We start from the raw sequence: 12138 nt of genomic DNA, 5'->3' as shown, positions 1-12138 counted from the left end.
GTGCGGCGCGGGGGCCGCACCGGCCCCGGCTCACGCGGAGGTCCCGGCCCCGGGCGAGGCGGGGGACCCCGGCGCAGTGCGGAACAGGTCGGGCTCGATGTAGATCAGCGTGGCGATGGGCACGGACGCGCGGATGCGCTCCTCCGCCTCGTTGATCGCCCTGGTCACCCGGCCGGCGTCGTCCTCGGCGTCCACCGCGACCTTGGCGGCCACCAGGAGCTCCTCGGGGCCCACGTGCAGGGTGCGCATGTGGATGAGGCGGTCGACGTCCTCGACCGACTCGATGGCCCTCCGGATCGCCTGGACGTTCTCGCTCGTGGCGGACTCGCCGACCAGCAGGCTCTTCACCTCGGCGGCCAGCACGACGGCGATGACCACGAGGAGGATGCCGATGGCGGCGGTGCCCAGGCCGTCCCACAGGCCGTTGCCGGTGATCAGGGTCAGGCTGACGCCGAGCAGCGCGAACACCAGGCCGAGCAGGGCGCCGGCGTCCTCCAGCAGGATCACGGGCAGCTCGGGGGCCTTCGCCCGGCGGACGAACTCGACCCAGCTCGCCTTGCCGCGCACGGCGTTGGACTCCTTGACGGCCGTCCTCATCGCCATCGACTCCAGCCCGATCGCGACCACCAGGACCGCGACGGGCACCCACTGCCACTCGGTGATGGGCTCGGGGTGGGAGATCTTGTGCCAGGCCTCGTAGAGCGCGAACAGGCCGCCCACGCTGAACAGCACGATCGCGACCACGAACGCGTAGATGTAGCGTTCGCGCCCGTAGCCGAAGGGGTGCTCCTCGGTGGCGCCCCGCCGGGCGCGCTTGCCTCCGATGAGCAGCAGCGCCTGGTTGCTGGAGTCGGCGACCGAGTGGATGGACTCGGCCAGCATGGAGGACGAGCCCGTCAGTACATAGGCCACGAACTTCGTGACGGCGATCCCCAGATTCGCAACCAGTGCCGTGACGACGGCCTTCGTGCTTCCCTCAACGCTCATTGTTCGACTCTCGGTAGATCCTGCTCCGGTGGTGGGGGTGCGGGTCAAGGCAGCGCAATACTAGTGATCCGGGCACGCCCGTCCCACCTCCCGGATCCGCGTGGCACGATCCCGGGACCCCCGGCCGGGCGGGGTCCGGGCGGTCGGCCGGGGCGCGGACCGCCGGTAGGATCGTGCGCGTGACTGACACGCACGACGACACCTACGACGACCTGCCCGAACAGATGCGGGTCCGGCGCCAGAAGCTGGACCGTCTCCGGGAGGAGGGGATCGATCCCTTCCCCGTGACCTTCCCGCGCTCCACGTCGATCGGTGCCGTGCGCGACAAACACCAGGGACTGGAGCCGGACACCCGCACGGGCGTCGGCGTCTCCATCGCCGGTCGCGTGATGCTCTACCGCACCGGCGGCAAGCTCTGCTTCGCGACGCTGCGCGACGAGACCGGCGACGTCCAGATCATGCTGTCCCTGGACCAGGTCGGCCAGGAGCGGCTGGACGCCTGGAAGGCCGACGTCGACCTGGGCGACCACGTCGGCGTGGAGGGCGAGGTCATCACCTCCCGCCGTGGCGAGCTGTCCGTCCTCGTGAACTCCTGGACGCTGACGGCCAAGTGCCTGCGCCCGCTCCCGGAGAAGCACAAGGGCCTGACCGACCCCGAGGCACGTGTGCGGCAGCGGTACGTCGACCTCATCGTCAACCCCGACTCCCAGCTGATGGTGCGCCGCCGCTCGGCCGCCATCCGGGCGATCAGGGAGGGCCTGAGCCGGCGCGACTTCATCGAGGTCGAGACCCCGATGCTGATGCGCGTGCACGGCGGCGCCACCGCGCGGCCGTTCACCACGCACATCAACGCCTACGACATGGACCTGTACCTGCGCATCGCGCCCGAGCTGTCGCTCAAGCGGCTGGTCGTGGGCGGCCTGGAGAAGGTCTTCGAGGTCAACCGCAACTTCAGGAACGAGGGCGCGGACTCCACGCACAACCCCGAGTTCACGATGCTGGAGTTCTACCAGGCGTACGCCGACTACAACGTCATGGCGGACATCACCCGGGAGCTCGTCCAGGACGCGGCGCGCGCGGTGTTCGGCACGACCGTGGTCGAGCGTGACGGCGAGGCGTACGACCTCGGCGGCGAGTGGCCGCAGATCACCCTGTACGGGGCCGTCTCCGAGGCCCTCGGCGCGGAGGTCGACCCGCGTACCCCCGTCGAGGAGGTCCGCCGTCTGGCCGGGGCCAAGGGCGTCGAGTTCAGCTCCGACTGGGGTCAGGGCAAGCTCGTCGAGCACGTCTTCGAGGAACTGGTCGAGCACACGCTCCTCCAGCCGACGTTCGTGCGCGACTTCCCAGTCGAGACCAGCCCGCTCACGCGCCAGCACCGCGAGGACCCGCTGCTCACCGAGAAGTGGGACCTGATCGGGTTCGGCATGGAGCTGGGCACTGGCTACTCCGAGCTGGTCGATCCGGTCGAGCAGCGGGAGAGGCTCACCCGGCAGTCCCTGATGGCGGCCGAGGGGGATCCCGAGGCGATGCAGCTGGACGAGGACTTCCTGCGGGCGCTGGAGTACGGTATGCCGCCCACCGGAGGCGTGGGGGTCGGCATCGACCGCCTGCTCATGGCCTTCACCGGCAAGAACATCCGCGAGACCGTGCTCTTCCCGATCGTGAAGCCCTCGGGGGACTGACCGGGGGCGTCCGGCCCCGCGCCGCCGGGGCCCGGAGGGGCCGTGCGACGCGGGAGCGCCGGGACGCGCGCGTGTGCGGCGCGTCCGTGCGGGAATGGCCGATAAGGGTCGCGCCGAGTGGCCGAAATCGGGGACCGGGGTCGTCGCACCAGGGGTGCGCCGGCCCCTTCCGCATGTCCCGGTCCCGGCCCCGGAACAAGGGACATGACTCACCGACCGGACATAGAAGGCGAACCCGCGGTCAGACCGTGATGGCCGCGGGGATAGGCGAGAGTTTTTCCAGGGGCCGGAGTGCTATAAGCAGCCACTCTCCGGTAAAGATTGTTTACGCAGGTCAATGCCCTCGGGGATTTTTCTTTCCCCTTGCCTTGTCACAGAAGGATATTGCATAACTACACATGGTGATTTATCGGGTCTTGACGGTATCATCTCTGCGGCCTAGCGTGCTGAGGGCGGGCCGAGGCCCGTGAGTTTGCCGAAGTGGATCGAGAACGACGGTGAGCGCGAAACGGGACCGCCGATGCGGTCCGAATTCGCGCGCGCATGCGCGCCCTCGGTGTGGTCTGTCCGTCCCAGACCCCAGCGAGCCGGCCAGCCTGCGACCCGTGCGCCCGGAACTCCCCCGACCCCTGTGCCAGAGGGGTCCGCCGGGGATTTCGAGGCCCGCGGAGTCTCCGTCCGCTCCGACGGGGCGACCCCCGGTCGGCGCACTCGCGTCCATCAGGTGACGAGTTGATGTTCCGCACTCACATGATGAGGGAGGACGGAGTGGAACAGGCCACACTCGTACGACGTACCGTTGAGGACCATGGCGCTCTCCAGCCGAGGGAGCACCGGGAGAGCGTGGTTCCCCTTCAGGCCCGCCCGCGCGACACGGCTGTCAGCAGCCCGTACGCGCCGGTGGAACTGAGCCACGAGGAGCTCGAACTGCTCGCAGAGATCGCCACCGGCGTGACCACCGAGGTCGCGGCCCGGCACCTGGAGCTCAGCGCGAGGACCCTGCGCCGGCGTATCCGCAACATCTGCGACGTACTCGGCGTGAACACACCCATCGAAGCGGTCGTCTGGGCCGCGCGGCGGCAGCTCATCTGAGCCGAACCCCCGGCTGGAGCCGGAACCGCACACGGGAATGACCGACCCAGGGGGCGCACGCGCACCGCGAGGGCCGGGAGGAGACTCTCCGGCCGGCGGTGCCGCGGTGCCCCCGATCTCGTGTGTCCGGCCGGGCGCCGGCCGCCCCGGCCCGCGCGGCCGTGCTCCGGGGGGTGCTCTTGGTGTGGTCGCGGGTCTCGGGTAGGAGTTCTTCCCCGCCCCGGCCCGCGCGGCCGTGCTCCGGTGGGGTGCTCTTGGTGTGGTCGCGGGCCTCGGGTAGGAGTTCTTCCCCGCGTGGGCATAGTCTGGTCCGGCTATGCCCGTTCGCCATGTTCACGTGCGTCGCGCCAGGACGCGCGACGTCGCAGCCATCCGCCGCCTCGTCGACACCTACACCGTCGACCGGCGGGTGCTGTCCAAGAGCACCGTCAACCTCTACGAGGACGTCCAGGAGTTCTGGGTCGCCGAGGCGGAGGTGGTTCCGGACATGTCGCCCGCCGGGCCGGAATCCTCCCCCGGTGTGGTCCCAGAGGCGGAGGTCGAGCACCGCCTGGTGGGCTGTGGAGCCCTTCACGTGCTCTGGGAGGACCTGGCCGAGGTGCGGACCGTCGCGGTCGACCCCTCCCTGCGCGGTTTCGGCGTGGGACACCGAATCGTGACCGAACTTCTCGCCACGGCCCGTGAGTTGGGTGTGCAACGTGTGTTCTGTCTGACATTCGAGACCGGTTTCTTCTCCAAACACGGCTTTGCCCCGATCCAGGGGACCCCTGTCTCGTCCCGTGTGTACGAGGAACTCCTGCGTTCCTATGACGAGGGAGTTGCCGAATTCCTCGACTTGGAGCGGGTTAAGCCCAACACCCTCGGGAACACCCGGATGCTTGTGCGCCTCGACGACGCGGCCCGCCCGGCCCGCGCCTAAAGGATTTCCGGTGTGCTTGGTACGGAGTTCCCCTTACGGGGCCCCGCCCGTGCCGCTCCGGCGTCCGGACTCGGGGCGGCTTATGCACACCGGGGGGTATGGAGGTGGAACAGGGCAGGTAATGTGTACCTGCGTCCGGCCGGCCGTCCTCATGATCGAGTTCGGCGGGGCGGTGACGAAGGGTTGTGATTTGACCCCGCAAGACCCCGTGTTCCGGCCGCGCCCGCACGAGGGCCCGAACCCACGACCGGACATTGGCGCCCACGGGGTTTGCGGGAGGCCGCTCGGGTACGTCCGGTGTCAAACCGGGGGCAAACGATGTCTATGATGTCGGGTATGCGTTTGCCAGGTCGTCCGGCGCGCCATCCCCCCGGAGTGGCCCGACACTGAGTCGGGTATTTGCTGCAATAAGTAACAACCAGGAAGGGTGGAGCGCTTCGATGGGTGACTTTTTGTCGTCGGTGGTTCCCCCTGGACTGATCGACGTATTGTCGGCGCTCATCCCCCCTGTGGTTGTCGGTACCGTCTTCTGTGCCTTCGTCATCAAGCTGCTGCGCAAGGAGATGGCGCCGCGGCGGATGGACGGAAGCCTGGTCAGCAATGACGGGGCGGCCCAGGACGCGACCGACCACAAGGGCGCTGCCGAGGTCCGCGAGACCGGGGCGACGAACGAGACGCCGATTGTCCAGGGTGGGGAACGCGCCGAATCCGACGGTCGTTGATACGGTACTTGACCGGTTGCGTGAAGCCCGGGGGCCGGGCCTCGGTCCCACCGCGTGCGCGGGCCAACTCGCCGCACCCGCGCTGCTCCGGCGACCCCCGAAACCACGGTCGGTCCCAGACGATTTCTGGCACGCCGGGAATTGTCTTCCGCGTTCGCGCGGGATAGCTTTATATTCAGGTGTGCAGACACCGCTCTTCTGAAAGGTTTGATTCCATGGCACAGAAGGTCCAGGTTTTCCTGGTCGACGACCTCGACGGCGGCGAGGCCGAGGAGACGGTGACGTTCGGTCTGGACGGATCGACGTACGAAATCGACCTCAGTGCGGGTAATGCCGCCAAGCTTCGCGAGGCCCTTAACCCGTTCGTCGAAGCCTCCCGCAAGGCTCCGTCCAAGGCGAACCGCGCCACCGCCCGCCGGGGCAGCCGTAATGCGCCCAGCCGCGAGCGCAGCGCCGAGATTCGCGCGTGGGCGAAGGCTGCCGGCAAGCCCGTCAATGAGCGCGGCCGGATCCCCGCCGCCATCGTCGCCGAATATGAGGCCATCAAGGGCTAGGTCCCGCGACCGCCTTCGGTTCGCCGAAATGTTGTCAGGGCTTGATCGAATTTCGACCGGTGCCCACCAGGAGCACCCGACTCCCTCATCCGGCACCGCCTGACACCGGTGGACCCGCCACGCGGGGGATCCTGTGACACGGGGTCCCGCGCCATGGGGATGCAGGGGACAAGGGGATACGACGGGCACCGGATCCCCGGCCGACGGCGCCGAGCCGGTGCCGCCGGATCCGGACCGCGGGCGCAGTGCGGCCCCGGGCCTTCCGGCCCCCGTCTCCGTGACGCGGCTCGGACGGGGCCCCGCCGCTCGCCGCGGTGTGCGCGGACGCGCCGACGACCGGGGCGCCACAGCGCTCCCCGTTCTCGTGGAGGCTCTCGACTTCCGGCCCTGCGGCCGCACGGCCGCAGGGCCCGGGGCCGTTCCGCCGCGACCCGGCGGGGCCGTACCGCGGCCCACCGGGACCGAGGCGCATTTCCCGCTTTCGGGGCCGCCTGATCCGGCCCGAAGAACAACACGCGGTTCGGCTTGTTCGCTCAGAGCCGATTATCGGGCTTGTACACGTGCGGTCCGGGGACTCCCGTGATGGATGGGAGTGTCCGGGCCGTTCGCCTTCGGCGTACAGGGAAATCTGACGCCTCAATTGGTAGTTGGATGTTGGGTGAACGCCCTATCGTCGGGGAAAGTCTCTGGCACGGACGGCTGGGAGGCCGGCCATGCGGAGATGTTCGCCCGGTCGGCAGCCTGTCGACCGGCGGGTGCGACAGTGCTCCCCTGGGCGGTTATCCCTGTGGGGCCGATATGCGGAAGAGTTGGGTCGGCGAGACCGTCCCTGCCTGACCGCTCTGTAGAGGAGCGACGAGACATGTTCGAGAGGTTTACCGACCGCGCACGGCGAGTGGTGGTTCTGGCCCAGGAAGAGGCCAGGATGCTCAACCACAACTACATCGGTACGGAGCACATCCTGCTCGGCCTCATCCACGAGGGTGAGGGCGTCGCCGCCAAGGCTCTGGAGAGCCTCGGTATCAGCCTCGAAGCGGTTCGGCAGCAGGTTGAGGAGATCATCGGCCAGGGCCAGCAGGCGCCGTCGGGGCACATCCCCTTCACCCCGCGCGCCAAGAAGGTCCTTGAGCTGTCGCTGCGCGAGGCGCTCCAGCTCGGCCACAACTACATCGGTACCGAGCACATACTGCTGGGCCTGATCCGCGAGGGCGAGGGCGTCGCCGCCCAGGTCCTGGTCAAGCTCGGCGCGGACCTGAACCGGGTCCGCCAGCAGGTCATCCAGCTGCTGCACGGCTACCAGGGCAAGGAGCCGCAGGCCACCGCGGGCTCCTCGGAGTCCACCCCCTCCACCTCCCTGGTGCTGGACCAGTTCGGCCGCAACCTGACCCAGGCCGCCCGGGAGAGCAAGCTCGACCCGGTCATCGGCCGGGACAAGGAGATCGAGCGCGTCATGCAGGTGCTCTCGAGGCGGACCAAGAACAACCCGGTCCTCATCGGTGAGCCCGGCGTCGGCAAGACCGCCGTGGTAGAGGGCCTGGCCCAGAAGATCGTCAAGGGTGAGATCCCCGAGACGCTCAAGGACAAGCAGCTGTACACGCTGGACCTGGGCGCGCTGGTCGCCGGAAGCCGCTACCGCGGTGACTTCGAGGAGCGCCTCAAGAAGGTGCTCAAGGAGATCCGGACCCGCGGCGACATCATCCTGTTCATCGACGAGCTGCACACGCTGGTCGGAGCGGGAGCGGCCGAGGGGGCCATAGACGCCGCCTCCATCCTCAAGCCCATGCTGGCCCGGGGCGAGCTCCAGACCATCGGCGCCACCACCCTGGACGAGTACCGCAAGTACCTGGAGAAGGACGCCGCCCTGGAGCGGCGCTTCCAGCCCATCCAGGTGGACGAGCCCACCATCAAGCACGCCATCGAGATCCTCAAGGGCCTGCGCGACCGGTACGAGGCGCACCACCGGGTCTCCATCACCGACAGCGCCCTGGTGGCGGCGGCCCAGCTGGCCGACCGCTACATCAGCGACCGCTTCCTGCCGGACAAGGCGATCGACCTCATCGACGAGGCGGGTTCGCGGATGCGCATCCGCCGGATGACCGCTCCGCCGGACCTGCGCGAGTTCGACGAGAAGATCGCGGGCGTGCGCCGGGACAAGGAGTCCGCGATCGACGCGCAGGACTTCGAGAAGGCCGCGTCCCTGCGCGACGACGAGAAGCAGCTCCTCAACAAGAAGGCGCAGCGGGAGAAGGAGTGGAAGGCCGGCGACATGGACGTCGTGGCCGAGGTCGACGAGGAGCTCATCGCCGAGGTCCTGGCCGCGTCCACCGGCATCCCGGTCTTCAAGCTCACCGAGGAGGAGAGCTCCCGGCTGCTGCGCATGGAGGACGAGCTGCACCGCCGGGTCATCGGCCAGGAGGACGCCATCAAGGCGCTCTCGCAGGCGATCCGCCGTACCCGCGCCGGTCTGAAGGACCCCAAGCGCCCGGGTGGCTCGTTCATCTTCGCCGGCCCGTCCGGTGTCGGTAAGACCGAGCTGTCCAAGACCCTGGCCGAGTTCCTGTTCGGGGACGAGGACGCGCTGATCCAGCTGGACATGTCCGAGTTCATGGAGAAGCACACGGTCTCCCGGCTGTTCGGCTCGCCTCCCGGCTACGTCGGCTACGAGGAGGGCGGCCAGCTCACCGAGAAGGTGCGCCGCAAGCCGTTCTCCGTGGTCCTGTTCGACGAGATCGAGAAGGCCCACAACGACATCTTCAACTCCCTGCTGCAGGTGTTGGAGGAGGGCCGTCTCACCGACGCCCAGGGTCGCAACGTCGACTTCAAGAACACGGTCATCATCATGACCACCAACCTGGGCACGCGGGACATCTCCAAGGGCCAGGCCATGGGCTTCGCCAAGGAGGACAACGCCCAGACCAACTACGAGCGGATGAAGGCGAAGGTCAGCGAGGAGCTCAAGACCAACTTCCGTCCCGAGTTCCTCAACCGCGTGGACGACATCATCGTCTTCCACCAGCTGACGGAGGCGGAGATCTTCCAGATCGTGGACCTCATGATCACGAGCCTGGACGGCCGCCTCAAGGAGCGGGACATGGGGATCGAGCTGCGCCCGAAGGCGAAGCAGATCCTGTCCGAGCGCGGCTTCGACCCCGTGCTGGGCGCCCGCCCGCTGCGCAGGACGATCCAGCGGGAGATCGAGGACCAGCTGTCCGAGAAGATCCTGTACGGCGACCTCAAGGCGGGTCAGATCGTCGTGATCGACGCCGAGGGCGAGGGCACGGACGCCAAGTTCACGTTCAAGGGCGTGCCGAAGCCGGCCGCGGTCCCGGACACCCCGGAGGTCGAGGAGTCGGCCGCGGGCAAGAGCGACTGACACGGCTGAACCGGACGCCGTCCGTCACGGGGGCACCCCTTCGGGGGTGCCCCCTTCGGCGTTCGGCCGTTAGTGTGCGTTCGTGACCCATCCAGAACCCCGGCAGCACGGTCCGTGGCCGCCCCATGGACAGCAGCCGCAGCAGCCCCCGTCCGCACAGCCCGGCGCCCCCGGTGGCCCTCAGCCCGGCGCCCCCGGTGGCCCCCCGCCCGGCGCCCCCGGAGGTCCCCCGCCCGGCGGCCCGCCGGGGCAGCCGCCCCACGGCGCGGTGCCGCCGGGCGGGATGCCTCCCGGCGGCGGGTATCCCCCGCCGGGCCCTCCCGGACCCCAGGGACCGGGCTCCCACGGGCCCCAGGGGCACTACGGGCCGCAGGGGCCGTACCCGCCGCCGCAGCAGGCGGGGGGCGGCCGCGGCGCCGGGCTCGCCCTGATCATCGGAGCGGTGGTCCTCGTCGTGCTCCTCGTCGCGGGCGGCGGCGTCCTCTACGTGGTGACGCGCCCCGGCGGCGGGGACGCCGGCGCCTCGGCCGGGGCGGGGCTGGAGGCGGTCCAGCACTACGAGGGCCTGTCCGCCGACCACGTCGAGGAGGGCGAGACCGTCGAGTACGACGTGTTCCCGCCCGTGGGCGGGGAGCACTACCCCGTCTGGCAGGACTGCGGCGTCTACGGGGAGCCGCTGCGCACCGAGTACGCCGTGCACTCCCTGGAGCACGGGGCCGTGTGGATCGCCTACGACCCCGGCCTGGACGCCGGCCAGGTCGAGGCGCTCGCCGGCCTCTACTCGCCGGGCGACTACCTGGTGATCAGCCCCGTCGAGGGGCTGCCCGCGCCCGTGGTGGCGTCGGCCTGGGGGTCGCAGATCCTGCTGGAGGGCGCGGAGGACCCGCGCCTCACCGAGTACCTGGTGCAGTACGTCCAGGGCGAGAACACCCCGGAGCCGGGGGCGCCGTGCAGCGGCGGCTTCGCCGGGACCGAGGCGGAGTTCGACGCGGGCGGCGGCACGAGCGCCCGCATGGACGACTGACCCGGCGCCGGAAGGGGCCGGATCAGGAGGGCAGGGCGTACCGGCCGTCGTCGAGCGGGTCCACCAGGCCGTCGGACACCAGGGCGTCCAGGGCGCGCTCACGCTGCACGCGGTCGTCCCAGACGGCGTCCAGGGCGTCCTTGGCCACCGGGTGCGCGGAGTCGCGCAGCACGGCGAGCAGGCGGCCGCGCACCTGGCGGTCGGTGCCCTCGTAGGTCTGGCCCCGCCGGGGCGGCCCGTCGTAGGCCGGCTTGCCCGCGAGCCTCCACGCGCACTGCCCGGCGATGGGGCAGGAGGCGCAGGCGGGCGTGCGGGCGGTGCACACCAGGGCGCCGAGCTCCATCACGGCGACCCCCCAGCGCGCGGCGACGGGGGCGGTGGGCGGCAGCAGCGCCTCCGCGAGTGCCGTCTCCGCCTTGGTCTGGGTTTTCGGAGGGTACTGGACTCCTGTTTCGGCCCTGGCCAGGACGCGGCGGACGTTCGTGTCCAGAATGGCGTGCCTCTGCCCGTAGGCGAAGCTCGCCACGGCCGCGGCGGTGTAGGCGCCGATCCCCGGGAGGGAGAGCAGCGTGGCGTGGTCGTCCGGGACCCGGCCGCCGTGCTCCTCGGTGATCGCCACGGCACAGGCGTGCAGGCGCAGGGCGCGGCGCGGGTAGCCGAGCCGGTTCCACATGCGCACTGCCTCGCCCGACGCCTCCCCGGCCAGATGGGCGGGGGTGGGCCAGCGCTCCATCCAGGCGCGCCAGGCGGGCAGGACCCGCACGACGGGGGTCTGCTGGAGCATGATCTCGCTGACCAGGATCGACCAGGGGGTGGCGTCGGGCGCGCGCCAGGGAAGGTCGCGCGCGTTCGACTCGTACCACGCCAGAACGGCGGTGCTGTAAGGGTTATCGCTCATCTTTAAAGGGAATCGGCGGGTTGAGTAGGTGGGTGGCACGCAAAACCGCAATACTACGGGCCATGGCGTCAAGTACCGGACATCCAGGAGCCGTCAGCCGCGAGACCTACTGGAAGCGGCGTGCCTTCGTCCTGATCGGGGTCATGCTGGTGGTCGCGCTGATCGCGTTCGCCTGTCAACCCTCGGACGACGAGACCGGTGAACCGACCCGGTCCGAGGCCGGTATGGACGCGTCGCCCTCTCCCAGTGTCCCATCCGGGGACCCCTCCGCGGACGAGAGCCCGGAACCCACGGCCGGGGCGTCGGAAGGGGCCGGGGAGAGCGCCTCCCCCTCACCCGGCGACGGGGCGTCCGAGGGCGCCGGCGGCGGGGAGGGCGGCGCCGGCGAGGTCGCCGCGCCCGAGCGCGCCGAGGACCTCTGCCGCCCGGAGGACGTCGTGGTGACGTTCGAGCTGGAGGGGGACCAGGAGGTCTACGGCTCCGGGAACGCGCCGGGCTTCAGGATCACCGTGGTCAACACGGCGGAGCAGACCTGCACCGTGGACGTGGGGGGCGCCGCCCTGGAGGTGCGCATCCACTCCGGTGACGACAGGATCTACTCCACCGCGGACTGCCTCAAGGACGGCGGCGCCGAGGAGCGCCAGCTCAGCCGGGGCGTGCCGCACGAGTTCACGGTCGACTGGGAGCGCAACCGCTCCTTCGAGGACTGCCGCGAGACCACCTCCAGCGCCCAGGCGGGCTGGTACCGGGCCAACCTGCACGGCGACTACGCGGGGGACCAGCCCCAGCTGGCGTTCCAGCTCAGGTCCTGAGCCCTGGCGGCGCCGCGGACGACGCGGCCCGTCGGGATCGCGCCCCGGGGTCCGGGTGGCGGCACTGCCACCCGG

The 12138-nt window shown here is 70.1% G+C and carries 10 protein-coding genes; 8 read left to right on the top strand and 2 right to left on the bottom strand.

All coding sequences use genetic code 11. From position 1 onward, the window contains the following. Positions 1–30: 30 nt before the first annotated feature. A complete protein-coding gene (locus tag ACWGL3_RS26440; RefSeq protein ID WP_267946849.1) occupies positions 31–987 on the bottom strand; it encodes a cation diffusion facilitator family transporter in 957 nt (318 codons plus the stop codon). Positions 988–1166: 179 nt separating this feature from the next. Here ACWGL3_RS26440 and lysX point away from each other — a divergent pair, with 179 nt between their 5' ends. The 7 genes from lysX (at position 1167) to ACWGL3_RS26405 (ending at position 10353) form a co-directional block, all read left to right on the top strand. Next, a complete protein-coding gene (lysX, locus tag ACWGL3_RS26435; protein WP_267946848.1) occupies positions 1167–2669 on the top strand; it encodes a bifunctional lysylphosphatidylglycerol synthetase/lysine--tRNA ligase LysX in 1503 nt (500 codons plus the stop codon). 768 nt (positions 2670–3437) lie between these two features. Beyond that, positions 3438–3761: a LuxR C-terminal-related transcriptional regulator gene (locus ACWGL3_RS26430; protein ID WP_267946847.1), complete on the top strand. Its 324-nt coding sequence runs from the start codon at positions 3438–3440 to the stop codon at positions 3759–3761. Between the two features lie 316 nt (positions 3762–4077). Further along, complete coding sequence (locus tag ACWGL3_RS26425; protein ID WP_267946846.1) at positions 4078–4680, top strand: amino-acid N-acetyltransferase; 603 nt, start codon at positions 4078–4080, stop codon at positions 4678–4680. A 440-nt stretch (positions 4681–5120) separates the two neighbouring features. Continuing rightward, positions 5121–5402 carry a hypothetical protein gene (locus tag ACWGL3_RS26420; protein ID WP_267946845.1) on the top strand — a complete coding sequence of 94 codons (282 nt, stop codon included), beginning with the start codon at positions 5121–5123 and terminating at the stop codon, positions 5400–5402. Between the two features lie 215 nt (positions 5403–5617). Beyond that, on the top strand, positions 5618–5956 hold the full coding sequence (locus ACWGL3_RS26415) for a histone-like nucleoid-structuring protein Lsr2 (protein ID WP_267946844.1): 339 nt from the start codon (positions 5618–5620) through the stop codon (positions 5954–5956). 862 nt (positions 5957–6818) lie between these two features. Further along, entirely contained in the window at positions 6819–9329 is a 2511-nt protein-coding gene (locus ACWGL3_RS26410; RefSeq protein WP_267946843.1) for an ATP-dependent Clp protease ATP-binding subunit, read from the top strand. A 433-nt stretch (positions 9330–9762) separates the two neighbouring features. Continuing rightward, the gene (locus ACWGL3_RS26405; RefSeq protein ID WP_431061536.1) at positions 9763–10353 is read left to right on the top strand and encodes a DUF3105 domain-containing protein; all 591 of its coding nucleotides are present in this window, start codon (positions 9763–9765) and stop codon (positions 10351–10353) included. Between the two features lie 22 nt (positions 10354–10375). Here ACWGL3_RS26405 and ACWGL3_RS26400 read toward each other — a convergent pair whose 3' ends face one another. Continuing rightward, entirely contained in the window at positions 10376–11251 is an 876-nt protein-coding gene (locus tag ACWGL3_RS26400) for an HhH-GPD family protein (protein ID WP_267946842.1), read from the bottom strand. 143 nt (positions 11252–11394) lie between these two features. On the opposite strand from ACWGL3_RS26400, the gene ACWGL3_RS26395 reads away from it, so the two are divergent. Beyond that, complete coding sequence (locus ACWGL3_RS26395; protein ID WP_267950540.1) at positions 11395–12063, top strand: hypothetical protein; 669 nt, start codon at positions 11395–11397, stop codon at positions 12061–12063. Positions 12064–12138 lie beyond the last annotated feature (75 nt).

It is taken from the genome of Nocardiopsis sp. NPDC055824, from assembly GCF_053616335.1.
This window is presented reverse-complemented; position numbering and strand designations above follow the sequence as displayed.